A 24,064-nucleotide genomic window follows, 5' to 3' on the forward strand; every position below is an offset into this window, starting at 1 on the left:
ATTCTATAGGGGGTGGTTTGGGCGGGAATACTTTTTGTGGATGGTCCATAAATAACAATTAGATCTCGGTTCGCAGGGTTTCTTGTAAAGGATTGCCCATTTGTTAATACTATTTGGGTATTTGGAGAAATATTTAAACGTAATCGCCCATCACTACTCTCCAACTGACTATTAAAATAATCCACTTTTACATTCTGATATGGGTTATCTTTTACCATGACAAGTGCTGGATACTGTGGAGGGTAAATAAGAAGAGCAGGTGCATTCCCGTCATAATATCCAGTCACGCGATCACCTACTGCCACCATAACATGGTCTACAAAGTAAGTTCTGGGTGACACCACGAAATTCACTATTGCTCCCAATCCGTTTTCTACAGAAATGAATTTATTACAGCCATCTCCTGCACCATTTTGCCCGATAAGATCAGTAATCATGGTGACGGTCCCATGAAAAGAATAAAAATTTGTCATACTCAAACCTCCATTGCTTTGAAAAGATAATGTATTGAACTATAAAACAAGCGTGGAATTTCAACATTAGTCGGGGCTGCTTAACTTTGTTCCAAAAGTCTCTGTTGCCAATGTTGTGGAAATAAATTGAGTACCATTCCATGTTAAGAGGTTTTCGACATAACCTAATGTATCCGAATTAGACGTACCAATAATCCGTTGATAAACAAGTATATCAAAACTCATGCTTTCTCCATTTGTAACAATGGGATATAATGCAGCCACAGCAAGAACCTCGCCTTCAACAGGCTGTTTTAATTTGCCATTTTCATCATAAAGCTGTGATAGATAATCAATGCCTTTATGGCTAATGTCAAGGGTGAAAAGCAGGTCTAGTGAAGGGCTTCCTACACTTACTTTATATAGATCTTCATAATTGACATTAAACTTGTAACTATTATTATATTTTTCAAAATCAAACAATAGGCGTGGCCTATTATTTGTGAAGGAGTAAATATAGAAAATACCGTAGCCTCCGCTTCCTCCCGATTCAATACTTACCAAAATATCTAAAATGTTATCTTTAGAAAAATCCCCAAGGAAGAGCTTAGCGTTGTATCCAGCATTATTTTGAAGATTAATGGTTGAGATCTGGTTAGAACGCCCATCTTGAATGACGAGTGTAATATTATCTGCGAAGATTTCGGAATCATCGTGTTTATTTCCATATAAATAGACGTAATCAATGATACCGTCACCTGTAATATCACCTTGCTTCATGTCAAGCAACGCTAGGTTTCCAGAATAAGTATAGTGATCATACGGTTGTACTTGAAATTGCCTGTACAAAATATCTCCCCCCAATAAACATATGGCAATTACTTTGTGTACCATATGCAGGTAAATACCTATATGACACAAAAAATGGTAAAGAAAATGTTCAGTATAGTCATGCTAAGGGATTCAAAAGTGAAAAAATGAGAATGGTTGATACAACTATGAAAGGGATAAAAAAATAACTATTTTATAGGTAAATACACATTTCTGAGGGTACAAGGTTTTAGGTAAATGACTAAAGAATATGATGATGTGAGATTAAAAAGTAAAGGAGTGCATTTTATGTATCCTAGTCATTTTCATTTGTATAATAACTATCCCAATAGCCAGGAAACTAATTTATATTCAACCCCATTCCAAGAGGGGAACTATTATATTGAACCCCTTGATGAAAGACAATTTGGCGGGTCTCAACCTCCGTCTGCACCACCGGGTCAAGGACCAGGGGCTGGACCGCCAACTTCACCGCCGCCATCCTATGTTCCCGCTCAAACACATCAAGCAGAACAATTTGCAGTTGATCCAGGCGGTATCAGAAGGTGTTTATTCAGATATACGTATGTATGGCTAAGAGGATTTCAGCAATTTTGGTTTTACCCAACCTTTGTTGGCCGAACCTCTGTCTCTGGGTGGCGTTGGATTGGATCTAGATGGGTTTATATGGGAATAAGTCTACGACAAATTCAATCGTTTACTTGCGTATAAAAAGAAAAGGATCTGTGAATGAATCCTACAATCAGCGGGCCTGAAATCATAAATGCCAAAAGGTATGATTGCTAAAATATGAGTGATTTATACCTTTTATTTTTTTTATAAAAATATACCTTTGGTAACCTGAAAATAACCTTAGGGTAACATTTTCTGAAAGGGGATAAATTACAGTGTTTTTACTATTGTCTCACACTCAGTGTATGTGTTAGAATCTGAATATTATAAATTTTCTAAAGTTTATACCAATAAAGGAAATCGCTTTCTTTGTTGTTCACCAAGAGGATACATAAATAGTGGATTAATTTCAGGAGGTTTAACAGATGAGAAAGGGTTTAGCGTTAGTATTGAGTGGAGCATTATTATTGCTTTCTGCATGCGGAGGGGGAAGTAAGGAAACTGGTGGAGAGGGAAAAGAAAAAGAGAAAGTAGTTAAAATAGGCATTACACAAATTGTGGAACATCCGTCTCTTGATGCTGCTCGAGAGGGTTTTATCGCAGCTCTGAAGGATGCCGGCTATGAAGAAGGAAAGAACTTGAAACTTGATTACCAGAATGCCCAAGGAGACATGAACAATAATACATCCATTGCCCAAAAATTGGTTGCTGACAAGAATGACCTTATTTTGGCTATCGCCACTCCTAGCGCTCAGGCAGTAGTTAACCAGACGAAGGATATTCCAATATTATTTACCGCCATTACGGATCCGGTCGGGGCCGAACTTGTCCAAAGTTTGGAAAAGCCAGGCGGGAATGTGACAGGCACATCTGATACTCACCCAGATGCGATAAAGAATACGATTGCTGCCATTAAAACTTTTATTCCAGATGCCAAAAAGGTGGGCATCATCTATAACAACGGTGAACCTAATTCTGTTGTAAATGTTAAACATGCGAAGACAGCTTTAGAGGCAGCGGGTCTTGAGGCAGTTGAAACTACCATAACAGCCAGTACCGAAGTAAAGCAGGCGGCCGAGTCAATGGTAGGGCGTGCGGACGTATTATACATTCCAAAGGACAACACCGTCGTTTCTGCCCTAGAATCGGTTATAACTGTAGCCAATGCCCAAGATATCCCAACCTTTGTCGGTGAAGGCGATTCTGTCAAACGCGGAACCTTCGCATCTTATGGATTTGACTACCACGATCTAGGCTACACTACCGGTAAAATGGCTGTGGAAATTCTCAAAGGAAAAAAACCAAGTGATATTCCTGTCGGCTTCCCGGAAAACCTTGAGTTGTTCATCAACAAAAAAGCAGCTCAGGAGGAAGGGATCACCTTAACAGAGGAGATGCTAAAGGACGCGAAGATAGTGGAATAAAATCTACATTTATCTGTGACCTGCCTTAAACAAGGCAGGTTATTCTTTTGCATGTAAACACACCAGCTAAACTGAACAGTTTGTTGCCACAGGAAATTAATGAATCTTCAAAAGGTTTGCTTTTTAAAAGGCTATGTTAGAGCTTATTGTTGATTTTGGCACCCTGCTGATTATCTACGTTCCAGGCGCGAATACTCCTGCGGGAGGCCGATTATTCAGGACGAAAAAAGATTGCAGGTTAAATTGAATCGGGCTTTCTCTTTGATAATAAAAGGGAAGTAAAGGGGTAATGTGGAATTATTAATTTTAAGACTATCTTGAAGGGACGGAGAGTTGTTCCAGACCTTCTCATTAGAGGAGCAGGAGAAACTATGAAAATAATACATAAAAAAATATGGATACCAGTAGTACTCGCGGGTGTATTAGTTTGTGGTTATTTATATTTTGATAAAGAGAATGTAACTGTTAGAGTAGGAACTGCACCCACTGGTGAAAAAGTGGTCCAAGTGCATGATCAGGATAATAAGGTTGAAAGTGAATTTCCGTTCAGCATGAACGAAAACTCTGTTCAGCAAGCCATACATAATATGTCACATCAAAAAGTATTAGCGGACAAAAAATGGGGTGCATTGCCATTAACAGTTGAACGGGTAAAAAGATTACTCCAAGTGGTGGAAGCGAATAAGAAAGAGTATGAAAATGCTGATTTATATTTAAATATATTAAGATCTTGGGATAAAGGCAATTTTGATAGTGTGGTTATCAACCACAATGCCATTTGGTCGCTGCAGGGTGGCACAGTAGGAAAAGCCTTTGGCGTAGCATCACCAGAAGAAGAAATGGAATTTATCCAGGAGAATTACGATGTTAAGCAGTGAAATAGAATCTACAACTGCTGCCAATTAAAGCTCTGAAATACCGTATTGAAAGATGTTTTGGTAATAGCATCAAAAAAGGGCTGATCTTTTCTTGTTTTTGTTTCGTATCGCTAGGCAATATATACTTGCAAATATATCAAATAACCCTCATATTTAATAGAAAAGGAGGTCCGATATGCGAAGCGATATACAAATGAATGAACAAGCTTTCTCTACTAAGGAAGTGGCAGAAGAAGTTGGGATTGCAACACCTACTGTTCGAAAGTATGGCCAAATCTTAGAGCGGAATGGATATGAGTTTTTCAAAGATGGCGATCGGCGTATTTTTGTTCAATCTGACATCGGAGCGCTTATAGCGTTACGCGATACGGACAAGCCCCTAGACGATACAGCTAAAGACCTTGCGTATCAACAAAAGGAAAGATTAGTAGACTTCAATGAAACTGAAATTGCGATATCCGAAACATATGAAACTTTACCCCAAGACCCCAATCAATTAAAAGAGATCTTAAAGGTTTTGGTCAATGAACTCGCAGCCACGCGTGAAATGAATGTCCAACTGACAAACGATATGTCTCAGCTTAAAGTAACGGTTTCCCGACTGCAGCAAGATCACCATGTTATAAGTTCAAGCATTGCTAATTCAGCGCAAAAAACTCATGCGAAAATTGAAAAGTTAACTGAACAACAAAATAATCATTACGAAACTTTGCTGCAACAAGAAATACAAAAAAGTGAATTTTTACAACAAGAATTACAAAATATGCGGGACGAACTGGAAAAAGAATGGCGTTCACAAAATGATTTTAATAAACGTTTAGAAGAAGCGATACAAAAGCCTAAAGAAAAATGGGAGTGGCTTTTCTCCATATTCCGAAAATAAGGTGCCTTTTTTAGGCTTTTTTTTTGCTTATCTGTAACGTATCGCCGGGCGATATAACGAAATAGATGTGAGTTTTTCACAGATGGTGATTGGTATATCATTGTTCAATCCTATATTGGAGTGCTTATAGCGTTACGCGATACGGACATGCCTCCAAATTTCAACAAATTCCCGGGAAATATCTACAAATTCCGAGTAGGTATCGACAAAATTAGGTGTTTAAATAATCATTTGGGTTTGTCGATAAGAAAGTAGACCAGCGATAGAAATCGAACTCTCTTCATCCAAGATTTCTAATAAGGAAAAAACAAAAAGAGGATTCTCGTTTTTAATTTAATTATGAGAATACTCTTTTTCTATTTATTGGTATCAAGTGCTACTTATCACCTCGTCTTGTCAAGTAAAGTTTGTGTATTTGGAACTGTGCAAAGAACCCTATCCAACTCGAAAAACAGGTAAAAAGTTCTATGGTTTTTAATGTTCTATGATTTTTAGTCCGATAAACCATCCTATTGTCTTATTAAGAAAGAATCATATTTTCCTTATCCTCCAACTAAAAATTCCCAGTTTCAAGGTAAATTGGAAAGAAAGTACTAGATGAAATCCCGTTCCTTTCCATGGGCATTTGAATGTTCGAAGATCCTATGTTAAATAAATAGATAGGAATTTACTTCCAACGTAGTGTTATTGTCTGGAAAAAGTGATTAATCAATTCCATGGCAAACTATAGGTAGAGGAGATGGAGAACAAGTGGCTGGACAAATTCGTATGACCCCAGCGGAGTTAAAAGCTAAAGCGACTCGCTATGGGCAAAGTTCACAACAAATTGAGCAAATTTTAAGGGACTTAACTAATTTACAAAATGAACTTCGTGGTGAATGGGAAGGGCGTGCCTTCCAAAGATTTGACGATCAGTTTAACCAATTGAAGCCAAAGGTACAGAATTTTGCTCAATTGATGCAAGAAATCAACACACAATTGAACAAGACGGCAGATGCAGTTGCTCAACAAGATGAGCAATTATCGCAGAACTTTGGGCTTAATTAATTCGTTTGCCTGACAAATGAAAGATGAGCATTAGATAAGTGGAATCAGTCATTCGGGGCTATGTTCCCAAAAAACCAAAAGCCACGCGACAATTGTTGTGTGGCTTTTATTCTTTGTTTGCAGCGAGCAGGCAATTTCAAAAGTCTCCCAACATATTAAAGTGTTTTTATATAAAAATAGAAATCATTTCTTTATTACATACTAAAAATTTCAGGGGTTGAGTGGATGAAAAGGGTTGAGCGAGGTGTCTTGTTATTTATAGTTCTGATCCTTGCGCTATCTTCAGGCATCTCTTATCTGGCATTGAATCAAGTATCAAATAGCAAAGCCAGCACAGATGAGCAGAAAATGACCGTAGCATTGGTTAATGAAGATCAAGGTGCACAATTTAATGATAAGAACTATGAATTCGGTGCTGAATTTATCAAGAATATTGAGAAAGATGATACACATGACTGGTATGTTGTCAGCCGTGGTGTCGCTGAAAGCGGCCTTAACCGAAATGTCTACAACATGATGATTGTCATTCCGAATGATTTTACAGAAAAGGCATTATCAATTGATTCGAAATCACCAGAACAGGTGGTGTTGAACTACAAAATTAATTCTTCTGATAACAGCAATATAAAAGCAAAAGCCGAGAAAACGGCGAGTGCTATCTTAGGAGATTTTAATCGCCAAATTATTGATGTCTATTTTGCTAGTGTCATCGGCAATTTACATGATGCTCAGGACAATATTGGTACATTGGTAAACAAGGAGCAAGTATATACGAACGTTTATAATCAATCAATCCATCGTCCCTTAGCCGGTTATACCGCTCAGTTTGGAGCAGTTGAGAGTAACACAAAGATATCGAGAGAGAGTTTTACCGGCTTACAGGTCCTATTACAAGGGTTTGAAACTAGCCTGGGTGAGGATGTAACCGCAAGCAATACCTACCAATCCGGCTTAGTGGATTTTACGAAACTGAAGGCAGCAAATGGCCTTTTAACAAAAGATTTCTCCGGCCGGCTTAACATGTTAGATCGTGAAATGAATCATGGCGATGTCATGCAGCAATTAGATTATTTAACGTCAGCTAATAAGGCTATCAATGACCAGTTCCATCAAAATGATAATCAGTCGTCGACTATTTTAACCGAATCGGCTGCCCTTCAAACGTACCTGAAGGATACGAAGGATAAAATGGAGCAAATGAATACAGAGCTGTCCGACACATTGTCATCAGATATGGAGCAATTAATTGCCGACAAGCTTAAGAAGGAAATAAAACATACGTCAGGTCAAGAACAAAATGTTTCCTTAAATCATATGTTTGCGGCTCCAGATAAAAATGCACGGGATGCTTTACAAAAGCAAATTGATCTGCTGCCGACATTGGATAGTAATGATTTAGACGGCCTTGGTTTAAGTGAACAAACGGTCACACAGCTAAAAAATGTTATAGCTGTTACCAATAAATATAATCAAGAGTTTGGTTATACCCCCAAACCTGTTGCAACTGGGATTCCTTTGTCTGAAAAAGTAAAAAAAGTCAAAAGTGATTTGATGACAAAGGGAGTAACTCTGACAGATACCGTAAACCTGCAGAAAAATAAAAAGAATGGGCAGGAATTTACACTATCGATTCCAAAAGAATTTGAGATTAAGAGAGTTTTATTATCATTACCAAATAGTCAAGAAATGGATTATACTGAGCCATTTCTTCATAACCAAAAAATTAAACTGCCTTCAACAGATAAGGGAGAATTCACTGTAAAAATTGATGTGAATCTCAAAAACATGGATATAATCCTTGACGTTTTTCAGCCAATCACTTGGAGTTGGGAACTCGATCAGAAGGATATAACCGATGTAGATCATCCAGAACAGCCAGAACAACCGAACCAGCCAGAACAACCAGAACGACAAGAACAGGCTGAACAAAAAGAACAAACAGAACAACCACAAACACCAGAGGCAAATTCAGCCGAACTTGAAAAGGAAACAGATCCATCCGTATTGTCTAACGAAGGTATTCAGACGATAGCAGCTGAAGAAATGAGCGATGGTACGAAAGATACGACGAACGAAAAAACGATCGATAATCAGAACTCGACTCAACCAAGTGACAATGACAACAAAAGCATTACTGAGAGATTGGAAATTTTAAACAACCATATTGCCCACCAGGTTATGTCACCTCTTACCGGCGACTCGACAAGTATTCTAATCAATGCTTCTAGCGATACCGTCAGTGATTTTCATAAGTTATTGACGCTGTATAATTTATACTTTGGCATTGGCATGGAGCAATTTAATCGTACCGACCTAGTAAATGATTTGAATCAAACCACTATGACGGATATGGCAGCTGAGGATTCGCTATATTATTTATTTAATAAACAAGATATTGTCGATGTGTTAGCATCATATATTGCTGAACAAATAACAGAGGAAATACGCGAACAGACTGAAGAGGTAAAAGGCAAAATAGATGAATATATGCAACTGGTTGACAATGCCAATCAAAATGCGGCCCAAATGTCGGAGCGGATTAACGAAACAACAGCACAAGCGGCACTATTAAATGAGAACCTTTCTGAGACGTTAAAAGATTTGGGAGCATGGCGCGAAGCTAGTCTTAATTTACAAACGGAACAAGCAAAAGTTTCGCTGAATGGGGACGAAGAACAACAGGCAATTCTATCGATAGGAAATGAATTTAACTCGCTGCTTTCTGCAAGTCAATCCCTAGCGGACCAGTCAAAAACTAATTTAGCTTCGGCCAATTCGGTTTATCAAACCTTCGATACAATCGATCGTCAAGCGAAGGAAATTCAAGCCAGTGGGACGACTTTAGTACAACAGGCAGGGAACCTTTCGAATAATTTAACAACTAAATTGGCAGAGGATCAAAACTTTGCTGACAATTTCGCCGGGGTGCTGGCGAATAGCCGCATTGGTGAGCGGCCAAATGAAGATTTGTTAAGCTTTCTTTCTAATCCGGTCCAAACGAAGAATGCTGGAGTCATCGCTGCAGGTGATACATTTACTCCTTACTTTATTGTTTTGATCTGTTTTATTGTCGCGTTATTTACCGCTTATGTTCTCTCCAATTTTGAGCGAAAACGTCTGCAGGAAGATACATTTGCGGGAGAACAGACAATTGTAGGCAAAAATCTTCCGCTCACAATTATTACAGTGGGTATTGGTCTCATCGAGGGGATCTTGATTGGGCTCCTTTCAGCCTACTTGCTGCAAATGAGTGAAGGTGTTTTCTTGAAATGGACCGGTTTAATCACGTTGATTATGGTCACACTGCTGCTGGTTTCAGCCTATTTATTACGGCAGTTGAAAATGGCAGGTATGTTTATTCTTTTGGTGATTTTGAGCCTCTATTTATTCCTAACTGAGGCACTCGGGCGTCACTTTGACCAATTATCTGCCGCTGCTACATTAAGAGACTACTCACCTTTGCAATACATTGAGACGTTATTAATGAAGTTTGGCAGTGGAGCATCAGATACGAAATGGATTATTTTTGGCTTAACAGCCCTGACTGTTGTTAGTCTTGCAGGCCATTTGTTTGTCTCAAATCGTTTTGCTAAAAGCGAGGAGGTTAATCATGAAGGAATTAGTGAAGCTCTTTAGTGTTATCGTTGTTTTTACTGTATTCCTTTTAATGTATTCACTCCATCCTTTGGCAGATGCCACCCTTGATCATAGTGGGGAAATCCGACTGCAAACGGATAGGATTGGCCAAGATGCGGTTGAAAGGGAGAACCTAGACACTCAGGATTACCAAGAAACTGAATTGGAAAAAATGGCGCCCGATCTGTTCAAGGAACAAACGCAGGCTGCCCTTAAAACGAAACAAATAGAAATGGAACAATCAACTTCAGATTTAGAACAAGGGCTTTTTGTTTCGCCGAGTAAGCCCAATATTACTCTGAATAATGTGGAAAAGGTGCTTTTTTCGAGTAATTATACTGTTCAAAATACAACAGCTACCAACCAGAACGAACCTGACAATAATCAAGATGGTTTTTTGAACACCAAAATAATAACCACTTTCTTAGGGATGGTCGTGATTGGCTGCGGCGGGATTTTTACAATGATGAGAAAAATGCTCGGGTAAAGGAGGGGACATCATGCCTAGTCAAACACATGTTAACGTGACCGTTGATTTTAGCAGATGGGGAAAAGGGCAATATGACGTAAGAATCCCTGCGCACCAACCGATTAAACAACTGCTGGTGAATTTGGCCGACACCTTAAATCTCGATCTTGCAATGGCACCTCTTTTTGCAGTAAAGCTTTCCAACAAAGAACTCTTATTGGCAGATGATGATCGGCTTATCGATTACCCGGTAACCAATGGAGACCTTTTACTAGTTTTATAAGTATATAGAAACAGGCACAAATCTTTCTGAAGATAGAGCCTGTTTCTCAAAAGGAGTCAGAACTCATGAATGAAATAAGCATCCAATGGGAGTCAATCACATACAAGTTTCTCATTCTTAACAATAGCTGGCAGCTGAACTTGCCGAAATCACAAACACGAGTAAAAGATGTTCGCCAATTGGCTTTAATCAATAACGACTCGGACTTATTCGTACCTGCAATGGTTGAAGAAGGAGACGATATGTTTACCTTCTCTTTTGAAGTCGATCCACGCGCTAACACATGGGAAGATGTTCAAAAGCTAAACCGAAAAGATAAACTACGCCTGTTGTGCAATCTAGCTCGATTCAAAAAAATCCTAACCACGCGCATGACCTTCTTCTTACATCCCAACAATCTGATTTTTGATGATAATCTTTTACCATCTATCGTGTTTCGCGGTATCCGGGAGTTGATTCCCCCATATGAGCTGAATGAAGAAAAATTATTACTCCAATATAAATGTTTAATCGTCGCCTTATTTTCAAAAAAGTATACCTTTGACGAGCTCTATTCTGGTTCATTGAAAAATGCCAAGGATACTCCATTTGAACGTCAAGTGGGTGAAATAGATGATATTGATATTTTAATCAAGTTTTTGGAAGAACAGTACATAAAGGATAAAATAGAGCTGGAAAAAACCATGGTACATGTACCTGCAAAGCGATTTCGGCTTTTTAAACAATTAACTTTTATCATGATTGCTCTTGCCGTTATATTCGCTGTGCCGCTCGTCTATTTGAGTTTCGTAAAAACACCTTTTCAGGAAGATCTCCTCGAAGCAGATCGTCATTTTTTATCCTTAGATTATGGGAAGGTCATTAATGATTTAGAAGATCAAACACCAGAAAAATTACCCGATACTAGTAAGTATGTTCTTGCTTATTCTTTCATTAAATCAGAGAAGCTTTCTGATGATCAAAAAGAGGTCATCTTGAAAAACATTAGTATAAAAAGTGATCCTAATTATTTGTTGTATTGGATATACAATGGCCGGGGGGATTTTGCAAGAACGATCGAACTTGCCAAGTATATTGATGACCCTCAATTAATCATGTATGGACTGATCAAACAAATCGAACAGGCGAAAAATGACCCTGATTTAAGTGGGACAGAGCGTGAAAGTAAGGTTCAAAAATACCAAGAACAATATAATACATATGCTGATAAATATGGTCTGGACTCCATACTAAACCCGCAGAATTCAGTTCCAGCAGGCGAGGAAAGTCAATTAGAAGAAACTAGCAGCCAAGAGGTAATCAATCAAGATTCAATCGATAAACCAGGAACGACAGACAATGACCAGGTGGATAAAAAGGAAAATCCAGCAGGGGCACCAAAGGAATAATAGTAGATGAATGCTTACTTGTGTAATAGAGAGGAAGAGGAAGATGGCACAACGATTATTACTGCTGAGCTATAAAGATCATTTGCACAAATGCCATTTAACGATAAATGAACCAAAAACAATAACAGTCGGAAATGATCGTTCCAACACGATTACATTTATCGATTTACATCCAGCATTGTCTATTATGTGGGATGGTGCTGTATGCACAATCGGTAAACAGCAGCTGCAGTTAAACGAATGCCTTACATTAAACACTTATGACGAGCCGATCCAGATTTATTTCAAGGAAGAAACGGAGCGGTGTGTATACGATACAACAGAAAATTATAGTATTACCTTTGGTGCTAATGATTACGATGATGTGAAAATCAAGAACGCAGCCCTCGATTTTGTACTTATTCGTGAACATTTGGGTGATCCTTTTAAACTTGAAGTCTTTGACGGTCAAGTTTACCACAACTATGTTCGGACAACGGGTGTGCTGCTGCTAGAACCAGGAGACCAGCTTTTTTTTGACGGGATGATGATGAAGATTGGCCAGGAGGAACTTGAAATTCTGGGTGCCGACTCCATCATTGCAACGAAATTGGTTCGTTTGTTTGGCGTTCACTATGATTTCGGCAGTCATTACCCTGATTATCATCGTTCACCAAGGATAATATACCGTGAGCCAGAGGAAAAACGAAAAATTGCTAAACCTTCTAATAAGCCTGGAAAACCGAGTGAACAGCTCGCACGGGTGATTGTTCCGCCGCTTGTGATGATTGCAGCAATGATCATGGTCTCATTGTTTCTATCGAATGGGTTTTATATCATCATTATGCTGGCTATGACAGTAACGACGGTCATTTTTTCAATCACATCCTATCTAAAAAGCCTGAAGCAATACCGCTTAGATATTAAAGAACGGGATACAAGCTACCGCGAGTACTTGAAACAGAAGACACAGGAATTATATCAAGCTAGTGAAGAACAGCGGTATGCCCTCTATTATCACTTTCCAGACGTGGAGCAATTGCGTGTGATGGCAATGAAGGTTGATCCCCGAATTTATGAAAAGACTAGCTTACATCATGACTTCCTTATGTATCGCGTTGGATTAGGGCGAGTGGATTCGAGTTTTGAGATTGAATTCAATATCGAGGAGTTTACCCTTGATAAAGATGAACTGTTGGATGCAGCCCGCAATCTTCGGGCTCAGTATCTCACCTTAGAGGATGTACCGGCAGTGACGTCATTAATGAATGGACCTGTTGGGTACATCGGACAGCGTCCCCTTGTGCTTGAACAGTTACAAATATTCGTAATGCAGTCTGCTTTATTTCACAGTTACCATGATGTCCAGTTTGTCACTATCTTTCCTGAAGAGGAAAAAGGAAAATGGGAATGGATGCGCTGGCTCCCACATGCTAGTTTACGAGAACTAAACGTAAGGGGATTTGTTTATCACGAACGGTCCCGTGATCAAGTCCTTAACTCACTTTATCAGATATTAAAAGCACGCAAGCTTGCTATCAATGAGAAAAGTAATAAAAGTGAAAAAATCAATTTCACTCCTCACTTTGTTGTGCTTATAACCGAAGAAAAGATGATATTGGATCATGCTGTGATGGAATACTTTAATGAGGACCCAAGTGAATTAGGTGTTTCTCTTGTATTCGTGCAAGATGTCATGCAGTCTCTTCCTGAACAAGTGAAAACTGTGATTGATATTCGTGATGCCTCAACTGGAATGATGATCCTTGAGAAGGGTGAATTGGTCAATCGAAGATTCACACCAGATCAATTTCCGGATGGCTTTAATAAAGAAGATTTTTCACGTGGGCTGGCATCGCTCAATCATTTACAAAATTTGAAAAATTCGATTCCAGAAAGCGTGACCTTTCTCGAAATGTACGGTGTAGAGAAAGTGGAGGAACTCGGTATTGATTGGCGGTGGACACAAAATGAGACCTATAAAAGCCTGGCAGTTCCATTGGGAATGCGGGGGAAAGAAGATATTGTCAACTTGAATCTGCATGAAAAAGCACATGGACCGCATGGTTTAGTTGCTGGTACGACTGGTTCAGGAAAATCAGAAATCATTCAGTCGTATATTCTCTCGCTTGCGGTAAACTTTCATCCGCATGAAGCAGCTTTTCTGCTCATTGATTATAAAGGCGGAGGAATGGCGAATTTATTTAAAAATCTCCCGCATTTATTAGGAACGATTACAAATTTGGACGGAACGCAATCGATGCGGGCCCTTGCTTCGATTAAAGCAGAATTACAAAAGCGCCAGCGATTATTTGGCGAGCATGATGTCAACCACATCAACCAATATCAAAAACTGTATAAATCAGGTGAGGCCAGTGAGCCGATGCCCCATTTGTTCTTAATATCAGATGAATTCGCCGAACTCAAATCCGAGCAGCCTGAATTTATGAAGGAACTTGTTTCGACAGCCCGTATTGGACGGTCACTTGGGATTCATCTCATCCTGGCCACTCAAAAACCAAGTGGTGTGGTCGATGACCAAATTTGGTCCAACTCTAAATTTAAGCTGGCACTCAAAGTTCAAAACGCCAGTGATTCTACTGAGATTTTAAAAACGCCGGATGCCGCTAATATCACACTTCCAGGTCGTGCCTACTTACAAGTCGGCAATAATGAAATTTATGAACTATTTCAAAGTGCTTGGAGCGGGGCAGATTACATTCCTGATAAAAATGAACAAGATTTATTGGACACAACGGTTTATGCCATTAATGATCTTGGCCAATATGATATCCTCTCACATGACTTAAGTGGATTATCAAACAAAAGCGACATTAAAAAAGTCCCAACCGAACTAGATGCGGTAGTGGATTATATTCATGCCTATGCAAACGAAAAAAGGATTGCTGATCTTCCAAGACCATGGATGCCGCCATTAGAGGAACGGATCTTCCTTCAAGATTTTGATGAAGTGAGTTATTCAGAAGCTTGGTATGAAGAGAAGAAACCATTAGAAGTGACATTCGGCCTTCTTGATCTCCCAGAAATGCAATCTCAAAAACCACTAACATTGGATCTTTCTAAAGATGGACATCTTGCCGTCTTTGCGAGTCCTGGTTATGGGAAGTCAACGTTTTTACAAAGTGTGGCCGTGGATATTGCTAGACATCATAGCCCGGAAAGAGTCCATTTATATTTGATTGACCTAGGGACAAATGGATTGCTGCCATTACGGGACCTACCGCATACAGCAGATACCATTATGGTGGATGAGGAAATCAAACTAGGAAAGCTTTTCCGCCGCCTGCAAAATGAGTTAAAAGAACGAAAACAAAAGTTAAGTAAATATGGTGTAGCAAATATTCAAATGTATGAACGAGCTAGTGGAGAGGCAGTCCCCGTTATTCTTTTACTCATCGATACAATCGATTCAATTGTCGATGCTCCATATCGGGACGATTTTGAGAGAATAGCGGCGCAGATTGCACGAGAAGGTGTCAGTGCAGGAATCCATATGGTGATCAGTGCTGGGCGACAAAGTGCAATGCGGGCACCGGTCCTGGCAAATATTAAGCATCAGATATCGTTGTTTATGATTGATGGAATGGAGCCGCGGAATATTGTTGGAAGAACAGAGTTAGCAATTGAAGAAGTTCCAGGACGTGGCTTAATTAAATTAGATCAGCCAACCTTGTTTCAAACAGCTCTGCCTGTAAAAGGTGAAGATGCTATGACGATTATTAAACATATTCAAGAAGAGAGTATAGAGATGAAGAACGCTTGGAAAGGCAAGCTGCCATTGCCGATTCCGATGGTTCCAGAAACAATTGACTTCACTCAATTTATTGAGAAACCGGAGACAAAAGCCATTTTAAACAAAGGTGGCATTCCATTTGCGGTAGATTTTGAAAATGTCGAGCCAATCGAATTAAGTGTTGTTAAGGATCAGTCTACATTAATTTTAAGTGACCGAATTGAGGCAGTGGAACAAACCTATTTAACCCTTATCGCAAGTATTTCGGTTAATGATCACATTGATGTGGGGCTAATAGACAATGCTGCTTCCAGATTTAGAGTTTATAAAGAAAATGTTAATCTTTATGCCGATCATTCTGGAACAATGGATATCTTTGTAGAGCGGCTACAGCAATTATTTGAAACGAGGGAAGATGCCTTCCGTCAAGTGCAATTAGCCACCAACGGGCGTGTAACTAGGAAGGATTTTCTGAAGGAGATCCGCCCAATGGTTGTCTTTATCACTGAGGTATCATTCATCATCGAATCTATGTCGTTTACAGAACAATCGACTCTAGCAAAATTAATCGACACTGGAGCTCGCGCAGGCATCCATTTTGTTGTTGGAGCTATTCATGGCGCATTAGAAAGACAATACGATGATCTTGCAACAACAGTAAAGAAACAAAAGACTGGAATCTTGATTGGGAGAATTACCGAGCAGAACATCCTTGAGGTTCTAAATAGATCATATAAAGAACCAAATTTACTTCCTTATGAGGCCTATTACATTAAACAGGGCAAAGCAGAAAAGATCAAAATTGCTGCTCCTTACGTAAAAAGAGAGGAAGTGAATGTCCATGTTTGATTGGTTTAAAAGCGATACGGAGAGAAAAAGAGATGATTATTACGACCTGTATGAAAAACTCAGGAGTGCCGTCTCGGAACACGAACATAAGGTATCAGAAGCAAATGGAGCCTACAGTTCATATCTAGGTACTATTCCGAATCTATCTAACTCGAAAATACCTTCAAATGATTTTGAAACTAGCAGGGAAGAACTAACCGAAAAGTTAAAACAGTATTTTCGGGCAGATCAAGAAAAGCGGAGTTCACTGGTTGCTGCGAAAAATAAGGCATATGAACGCTATGTCCATTATAAAAATTTGGCCATTAAAGAGGCAGAAGCGGAAAGAGTTAGAAGAGAAAAGGAATTGAAAGAGCTACAGGAAAGATTGGAGCGATTGATCAGTGGGGAGCGTTAGAATTGACGGGGATAAAGTAAATGAAGCCAAGGCTGCGGCGAAGGCATTAGAGCAATCGATTGAACAAACCTATGAATCTTGTGAACAACTAATTTCTTACCTTCATTCGGCCAAATGGAGCGGGAAATCTAGAGATTCCTTTTTAAGTTATCTGGAAATCATTCAGAAATATCATCGTGATATGAAGTCCGCTGTCGCAAAACAAACAAAAGCGTTAAATAACCTGGATGGTTACATAGATGATTTCCTTCAAGACGGCTCAGTAAGGGAAGTGAAGAATTTATGATGGGACAATCAACAGATACGTTTTCAACGGCTGAATTATACCTTTTAGCGGCGGCTTTTGGTGGAACGGTTCTTTTTGGCTTACCTGAGAAAGAAGTATACCAATTACAAGGTGAAGAGGTATTTAAAGAGGCACATGACCGGCTGATTGAGAAGAAAATCATCACACCCGAGGGAAAGATAACAAAATCTGGGGCGCTGGTCATCCGAACCATTGAATTTTACCATCAAAGTAAGAAATACGTACGTATCAATAATCTTCTCTTTGCCTTCCGTGAACGTGAAAGTGATGAGGTCATTGTGCTGGTGGAGTTGGAAAAACAGGGTCATTATCAGTTAAGCGTCACTTCTAAAGCGACATTATTAAAAATGTTAAGTGAACAATTTCCGGTGATTGTAAGAGAACCAGTTGAAACTGAAAAAGCGTTCTTAAAAAAAGAGTTATCTAATCAAGAAAGACGCGAGACCGAGAGTTTTGAACCGGAAGAGATGTTTATGAATTTAGAATTCTTCCATCTTAAAGAGGAACATAAGGATCGATTTAATTGGCACTATTATCAGCAGTGGCTCATTTTTACGAAAAACGAAAAGTTAATCATGGTAGATACTGTAAACAAAAAATATTATCATGCCAGTCAATACTGGTTTTTGAAGGTCCTATTTGATGAAATGGATTTCCCTTATAAGGAGGCGAAGTCATATGCTTAAAGCTGATGGGGGCGGTTCCAGCCTGCTGATTAATATAAATCCTGATGAGATGACAACCATTTTCACCTTTTTGCAGGGTATTATTACAGAGCTAGAGACCAATGCCACACCGAGTATTGAAAAATTGGCGAACATCGATTATTACACAGAAGGAAAAGCCAAAAAAGCAATGGATGTATATGCAGAAGCGAATCAGAAGGTAAAGGATTTATACGATAATTACTCCCGTGCTGCTGCGCTGGTGATAGATATCCTAAATACGATGATGCAGGCAGATGAAGCAATCGCGGAACAAATCATCGCAAAACTGGGGGTATGATGTGATGGATGTAAAATATATCCCGTCAGACTGGGATAAGATGAAAGACGGTATTGGCGATTTAATCGGCCTGGGCCGCTGGGGAAAAGGGATGATCGATACTCTGAAAGATCTTAGTGATAATTTAGAGGATGCTGAATCTGATATCGCGAACTATGATAGTGATGGGATCATTTCCTTTCATCACACCAGCCAAAAAAGCAGGTACCAAGGTCTGTTCGAAGATTTCAAGGTCTTACATAGTTTTACCGGAAAGGTTGGCGATATCGTCGACAGGACGATTGATCAGCCCTTCTATGAAGATATGGATGCCTTTGTTGAAGCTATGCGGGACTTAACAATTTCCAACTATACAACGACGAATCGAGTCGGGGCGACAGAGATTCAGTATGTCTATGCAGGATACGGTCCTGCTCAATCTTTTGAAGTTCCTAAAACGGAAGTAAGCTTGGATGACTTGTTTAGTGGAGATAATTACTATGCAAGTCAAATGAAGCTTGAATACGATGCTTGGAAAGAACTTAATCCAGACCAGGAATTTTCGCAAGAGGAATATCAGCAAGCCATTTTAAACACCCGTGCCTTTGAGTACGTATCGATTCGGAACCAACAAGAAGACAAAGAATTTTGGGTGCAAATAGGGGCATTAGTTGTCATTGTTGGGGCGACACTCATCTGTCCCCCAGCAGGGATGGCCTTAGGGGCAGCATATGGTGCGATGGAATTGAGTTCAGCTGTTTCCGGCAAGGACTGGGTGTCAGGCCGGGACCTAGGGACATCGGAAAGGTGGTTCCGCGGATTATTGGCCCCATTGGATATTGTTCCCGGTGTCAGCGGGTTAACGAAATTCAGCAGCACGGTAAGGCTTGCTAACGTTGGAGATAATATTGGACAATTAGGTTTAAAGACAGGTGCTCAAGGAAGTTTCCGCCAAGGTGTTATACATGTTGACAACATGGTAAAAACAGCCGGCCAGCAATCGATTACACGTTTGAAGAGTGCATCAGCGGCAATAATAGATACGTCAAATGTAATGAAAAATAAATTGGCAAAAGATACACTGGAAGCAGGTAGGTTAGTAGACTCTGCTATTACACAAGCGAAAAACATTACCCCGTCGCGGAGAATGGGCTTGGCTATTGATAATGCTGGCGATGTTGGTAAGGTGCGCATACCTGTTGAGAATACCCATGCAGTGGAGAATAAGCTGAAAGATGTGTTGAGCAGGATTGATGGGGTTAATCTTGGAAGTCGAAGCGTTAAGGCGGCAGATCAGGCCGATGAAAGAATCTCAGAAAATATCTTAAAAGTTTTACAAGAAAATAATATCAGTGTAGAGGAATTTCAACGCATTAAGCTGACGCCAGTATCAGAATTGTCAGATCGTGAAATGAATTTAATCTTTTACCTTCGGGAGTCTGTAGAAAAACCAACAGAAGACACTTTAATGAGTAAGGTAGTACCAATAGACTCCATTGATGACTTTCTAAGGAGAGAAAAGCCATATACAACCGTTGCCGGTTATGTAGCAAAGTATGAAGATGTTGCAAATGTAACAGGTGACTATAAGGAAACCCTTGAGACGTTACGGTTAGATTATACGTATGAAAAAGATGGTGTTGTTATTAGAACATATCCGGATGATGGTGATTCTTATGCGGTCATCCGCTTTAAATACAGTGATGTGTCGGACGATTTGATTCAAATACCATATGGTACAGAATTTTATGGTTCAACGACTGATGCATATCCTTGTACACATAATGGCTTCTTAGGCGGAAGAAATGAAACAATTGTTCCTGAGTGGCAAGTGAAGGATTATGCTCGGGCAAACATTCAAGAAGGTGCTGAGATGTATAGGGTGGTTGATGGCAAAGAGGAGAAAATTGCTATCTTTAGAAACGGCCGTTTTGAACCAATAGACTTTAATAATAATTAGAAGTGTGGGGGTATTATGGATAGATGCGTTGCTGTTTATGATAATAAAAAATATAAGGCCTTTGCAGCAAGGGTTAAAGGTCAAATAACGAGCATCAAATTATTTATGCACCGAAAAGAACCAGGTTTCACATCTGCTATGTCTGCATACGATAAAGATTTACATGAAAAAGAAGTAAAAAAGGAAGAGGTTTCGGAGTTATATCGGGAGTATTTTATCGCCCGATACAAAAATTATGAATTTTTTGTTGCTCGTATTTTCCGGGATGATAAAGAGATGGAAATTGTGACGGCAGATTCCAATTTAGGCAGAGAGTGTAATCTCGATTATCAAGATAGAGATCTGTATACGAAAAGACTAGGATCTGATGATGAATATCACCTTATTCATGTAAAGGAAGATTATCTGAGCAAGAACACAATCCGAACAGAAGTGACTTTGGAGGAGTGTTTTAAAATAGAAATTGAGCTGTTTGAATAAGGGGGGCTGATTCGATGGCAGAAAGTCTGGTACAGGATAAGATTGCTTTATTAAATAGATACGAAGAATCGTCAGAACAATTTCAGTCCTGTTATGAAGAAATTATCTTCGACATCGTCAAAACAGAGGACTTGTTTACGGTGGTAAGGAAGGAATCATCAGTAGAAAGCATTAAGGATGGGACGGCTCCCATTTTCTGCGGGATAGGCTATAACGATATTCCGAGCGTTTGGTTATTTACTGAGGAATCGATTGCAAAGGAATATACGAACCATTACAACTTGAAAAAAGATGAGGTTGGCTTATATAAGAAAGTAGCCATTGAAGAATTAACGGTTTTTTTATTTAATGCGATGTTTTCTGGGGTCAGTGGATTAATTGTTGATGAAGGGAAAAATACACTGACCACCAATGTATATGATTTAGTAAATACCTCATTACTAGCGATGCAGCGCCAGCCTGTTTTAGAAAAACAAGAATACAAGATTATGACTCTGTTTAATCAAATGAAATTTGGATCAAAAAAATTATGGATCATACCTGCAAAAGAAACAACAGGGGAAGAGCTAATTTTTAATCAGTTTTCTCCGCTGCAAATTGAAAATACTATTAAAATATATGAAACTCAGGATGAAGGTAAAAAAGAGTCGTTGCGGCATGGTTATAAAAATGAATTTTCAGCATCCGTCGACATAAACAGTCTGTATCAAGTATTAAACCATTCTATCAACAAGGGGATAAGGGAAGTACTTTTCGTTGGCAATGATTATGAAGTGAAAATGAGTTTTATAAAAGTATTAAATATATTGGCACGAATGAATGATCGAAAAAGTAGTTAAATTTAATACCATTATTACAAGAAGCTATGTTTTTCTTGATAGTTAAGGAGAAGCAAGAAAGATTAAAGTCAGGATTCAAAGAAAATAGCTTTGAATCTATTTTTATATTTTTATAATCTCTATTATCTTTACAATATAGATTGCCGAACAGTTCATCGCAAAACTGGAGGTATGATCGAATGGATGTAAAATATATCCCATCAGACTGGGAAAAAATGAAAGACGGCATTGGCGATTTAATCGGCCTGGGCCACTGGGGCAAAGGGATGATTGATACTCTGAAAGATCTAAGTGATAATTTAGAGGATGCTGAGTCTGATATCGCGAACTATGATAGTGATGGGGTCATAACATTTCATCACACCAGTCAAAAAAGCAAGTACCAAGGATTATTTGAAGACTACGAGATTTTACACAACTTTACCGGGAAGGTCGGAGAGATTGTTGACCGCACAATTGATCAGCCGTTCTATGAAGATATGGATGCATTTGTTAAAGCGATGCGGGATTTAACGATTTCCAACTATACAACGACTAATCGAGTCGGAGCGACAGAGACTCAATATGTCTATGCAGGTTACGGTCCTGCTCAATCGTTTGAAGTTCCTAAAACAGAAGTAAGCTTGGATGACTTGTTTAGTGGAGATAATTACTATGCTAATCAAATGAAGCTTGAATACGATGCTTGGAAAGTACTTAATCCAGACCAGGATTTCTCGCAAGAAGAATATCAACAAGCCGTTTTAAATACACGTGCTTTTGAATATGAATCCATTCGGAACCAGCAAGAAAACAAAGAATTTTGGGTGCAAATTGGAGCGTTAGTGGTAATTGTTGGAGCGACAATCATTTGTCCTCCAGCAGGCATGGCCTTAGGGGTTGCCTATGGTGCGATGGAATTGAGTTCAGCTGTTTCCGGCAAGGACTGGGTGTCAGGCCGGGAGCTAGGGACATCGGAAAGGTGGTTCCGCGGACTTTTGGCCCCATTGGATATTGTTCCAGGTGTCAGCGGGTTAACGAAATTCTCAAGCACGGTCCGCCTTGCCCATCTAGAGGAGAGTATCGGAACAATTGGATTGCGGACAGGAGTTAAAGGGAGTATCCATCAAGGAATTACTCATATCGATCACATGGTTAAAACCGCTGGTCAGCAATCGGTCACACGATTGAGGAATGCCTCGGCTGCCATAAAAGATGCAGCTGATGTTGTGATAAATAAGCTGGCAAAGGATACAATTGAAGTAGGTAGACTAGCGGACACAGTTATAACAGGTATAAATAACACAGTCCCTTTCCCAAAAAGACTTGTGGTAACTTCAACAGGTGAAAAGGTGTATCTCCCTGTAGAAAAAAGTCCTGCCGTGGAGAATTCTTTAAAAAATATAATTAGTAAGATTGATGGAATTAATTTTGAGGTTGCTGCAAGTAAAGGTAAGAGCAATGGTAAAAATATAATAAATGATACCATTGTCAAAGAGGTTAGAGAGATAGATTTTGGAGAACATATAATAAAAGGGAAAAATGGAAAAAAAGAACTCCTGCCGAATATAAAATATATAACAAATGATAACTATAAATACACTACTGACGATCTTGGGCGTATTATTGATGTAGATGCTCCTGAGCTTGTATTAAAAAAGGCTGATAGAAATAAATATGCACAAGCCAATGTCGGGGGAGAGGATAGATTACCAGATGATGATGGCGGTCATTTAATTGGAGCACAGTTTAATGGACCGGCTGATATTGATAATCTAGTACCTCAAAATAGTCAAATTAATAGACGTGGTGGAGTCTGGTATGAGATGGAGACAGAATGGGCAAATGCACTGAAAGAAATACCACCTAAAAAGGTGTCTGTTCAAATTGAACCCATTTATACCAAGACATCAATGCGACCAGATTCATTTATGGTAGAATACGAGATTGATGGGGATTACCCAGTGATTCGTGAGATTGCGAATAAATCAGGAGGTTGACAATGATGAGCTTTGAACAAAAATTAAATAAATTATATCAACAAATAGCTCAAAAGATTAATGATATGATTCCGGTTGAATGGAGTAATTTTTACTTCAATGGAGAAGTGAAGGGGAAAGAAGGAGGAGTTTTTTTCTTTTTCACACCAAAAGTAGATAATGGAAAAGCTATTTTTTCACATTTTATCCCCAAATTTTATGGTGTAGATAAGAGACTCTATAATCCTGCACTTCATGAATTATTTGAACTAACCCATGCACTTCAAAAGGTATTTATTGATAATGACCAAGAACCTTGGTTTTCGGTCACAATGATAGTAAATGAATCCGGTAAATTAAATGTGAAGTTTGATTATATCAACTGGACTAATAGTGATTTCGGTCCTTCTGCAAGAATTAAATACTTTGAGTATAAATATATAAATCAAGATAATAACGTGCAAGACTTAGAATTAATAGCGAGAATGAAAGAATATGAAGAAACAAACAAATAGCTGGATAAAAAACCTTTCCTACTAAAACTAGAACTAAAAAAGGGGTTTTTGTATGGTAAATAATATAAGAGGTGGAATTATGATTAAGTCTGGTGACTATGCAATAATTAATAATTTCGAATATGAAATATACGATAAT

Annotated in this window: 21 protein-coding genes; 19 read left to right on the forward strand and 2 right to left on the reverse strand. The window is 39.0% G+C overall.

What is annotated here, in order from left to right; translation table 11 throughout:
* Together V7137_RS18460 and V7137_RS18465 are read right to left on the reverse strand one after the other, a co-directional pair.
* Positions 1–473 (reverse strand): hypothetical protein (locus V7137_RS18460; RefSeq protein ID WP_335699435.1); only part of this gene is annotated, 473 nt, incomplete at its 3' end.
* A gap of 66 nt (positions 474–539) precedes the next feature.
* Complete coding sequence (locus V7137_RS18465; protein ID WP_335699436.1) at positions 540–1,301, reverse strand: VCBS repeat-containing protein; 762 nt, start codon at positions 1,299–1,301, stop codon at positions 540–542.
* 270 nt (positions 1,302–1,571) lie between these two features.
* On the opposite strand from V7137_RS18465, the gene V7137_RS18470 reads away from it, so the two are divergent.
* The 19 genes from V7137_RS18470 (at position 1,572) to V7137_RS18560 (ending at position 23,925) form a co-directional block, all read left to right on the forward strand.
* The gene (locus V7137_RS18470; RefSeq protein ID WP_335699437.1) at positions 1,572–1,994 is read left to right on the forward strand and encodes a hypothetical protein; all 423 of its coding nucleotides are present in this window, start codon (positions 1,572–1,574) and stop codon (positions 1,992–1,994) included.
* 326 nt (positions 1,995–2,320) lie between these two features.
* Entirely contained in the window at positions 2,321–3,319 is a 999-nt protein-coding gene (locus tag V7137_RS18475; RefSeq protein ID WP_335699438.1) for an ABC transporter substrate-binding protein, read from the forward strand.
* 371 nt (positions 3,320–3,690) lie between these two features.
* Positions 3,691–4,197, forward strand: coding sequence for a DUF6241 domain-containing protein (locus tag V7137_RS18480; protein ID WP_335699439.1), 507 nt, complete (start codon positions 3,691–3,693; stop codon positions 4,195–4,197).
* A gap of 175 nt (positions 4,198–4,372) precedes the next feature.
* The gene (locus V7137_RS18485) at positions 4,373–5,080 is read left to right on the forward strand and encodes a hypothetical protein (protein WP_335699440.1); all 708 of its coding nucleotides are present in this window, start codon (positions 4,373–4,375) and stop codon (positions 5,078–5,080) included.
* A gap of 750 nt (positions 5,081–5,830) precedes the next feature.
* Positions 5,831–6,127: a WXG100 family type VII secretion target gene (locus tag V7137_RS18490; protein ID WP_026565218.1), complete on the forward strand. Its 297-nt coding sequence runs from the start codon at positions 5,831–5,833 to the stop codon at positions 6,125–6,127.
* Positions 6,128–6,352: 225 nt separating this feature from the next.
* Positions 6,353–9,763: a type VII secretion protein EsaA gene (gene esaA, locus V7137_RS18495; RefSeq protein WP_335699441.1), complete on the forward strand. Its 3,411-nt coding sequence runs from the start codon at positions 6,353–6,355 to the stop codon at positions 9,761–9,763.
* On the forward strand, positions 9,738–10,250 hold the full coding sequence (gene essA, locus V7137_RS18500; protein ID WP_335699442.1) for a type VII secretion protein EssA: 513 nt from the start codon (positions 9,738–9,740) through the stop codon (positions 10,248–10,250). The genes esaA and essA overlap by 26 nt, the downstream gene beginning before the upstream one ends.
* A gap of 13 nt (positions 10,251–10,263) precedes the next feature.
* Positions 10,264–10,515 (forward strand): EsaB/YukD family protein, encoded by a 252-nt coding sequence (locus V7137_RS18505; RefSeq protein ID WP_218351224.1) that lies wholly within the window; start codon positions 10,264–10,266, stop codon positions 10,513–10,515.
* Positions 10,516–10,580: 65 nt separating this feature from the next.
* Positions 10,581–11,903 (forward strand): type VII secretion protein EssB, encoded by a 1,323-nt coding sequence (gene essB / locus V7137_RS18510; protein WP_335699443.1) that lies wholly within the window; start codon positions 10,581–10,583, stop codon positions 11,901–11,903.
* Positions 11,904–11,946: 43 nt separating this feature from the next.
* On the forward strand, positions 11,947–16,485 hold the full coding sequence (essC, locus tag V7137_RS18515; protein ID WP_335699444.1) for a type VII secretion protein EssC: 4,539 nt from the start codon (positions 11,947–11,949) through the stop codon (positions 16,483–16,485).
* Entirely contained in the window at positions 16,478–16,882 is a 405-nt protein-coding gene (locus V7137_RS18520) for a chorismate synthase (protein WP_335699445.1), read from the forward strand. The genes essC and V7137_RS18520 overlap by 8 nt, the downstream gene beginning before the upstream one ends.
* Entirely contained in the window at positions 16,869–17,168 is a 300-nt protein-coding gene (locus V7137_RS18525) for a WXG100 family type VII secretion target (RefSeq protein WP_218351220.1), read from the forward strand. Before V7137_RS18520 ends, V7137_RS18525 begins: the two co-directional genes overlap by 14 nt.
* Positions 17,165–17,875, forward strand: a complete 711-nt coding sequence (locus V7137_RS18530) for a DUF5081 family protein (RefSeq protein ID WP_335699446.1) — start codon at positions 17,165–17,167, stop codon at positions 17,873–17,875. Before V7137_RS18525 ends, V7137_RS18530 begins: the two co-directional genes overlap by 4 nt.
* Positions 17,868–18,194 (forward strand): hypothetical protein, encoded by a 327-nt coding sequence (locus V7137_RS18535; protein ID WP_335699447.1) that lies wholly within the window; start codon positions 17,868–17,870, stop codon positions 18,192–18,194. Before V7137_RS18530 ends, V7137_RS18535 begins: the two co-directional genes overlap by 8 nt.
* Before the next feature lie 4 nt (positions 18,195–18,198).
* Positions 18,199–20,133 carry a hypothetical protein gene (locus tag V7137_RS18540; RefSeq protein ID WP_335699448.1) on the forward strand — a complete coding sequence of 645 codons (1,935 nt, stop codon included), beginning with the start codon at positions 18,199–18,201 and terminating at the stop codon, positions 20,131–20,133.
* 15 nt (positions 20,134–20,148) lie between these two features.
* Complete coding sequence (locus V7137_RS18545; protein WP_218351216.1) at positions 20,149–20,613, forward strand: hypothetical protein; 465 nt, start codon at positions 20,149–20,151, stop codon at positions 20,611–20,613.
* Between the two features lie 14 nt (positions 20,614–20,627).
* The gene (locus V7137_RS18550) at positions 20,628–21,452 is read left to right on the forward strand and encodes a hypothetical protein (RefSeq protein WP_335699449.1); all 825 of its coding nucleotides are present in this window, start codon (positions 20,628–20,630) and stop codon (positions 21,450–21,452) included.
* Between the two features lie 179 nt (positions 21,453–21,631).
* A complete protein-coding gene (locus V7137_RS18555) occupies positions 21,632–23,431 on the forward strand; it encodes a DNA/RNA non-specific endonuclease (RefSeq protein WP_256358529.1) in 1,800 nt (599 codons plus the stop codon).
* A gap of 5 nt (positions 23,432–23,436) precedes the next feature.
* On the forward strand, positions 23,437–23,925 hold the full coding sequence (locus tag V7137_RS18560; RefSeq protein ID WP_218351214.1) for an immunity protein YezG family protein: 489 nt from the start codon (positions 23,437–23,439) through the stop codon (positions 23,923–23,925).
* Positions 23,926–24,064: the final 139 nt, after the last annotated feature.

It is taken from the genome of Neobacillus drentensis (genome assembly GCF_036962765.1).
Lineage (GTDB): Bacteria > Bacillota > Bacilli > Bacillales > Cytobacillaceae > Neobacillus > Neobacillus drentensis_C.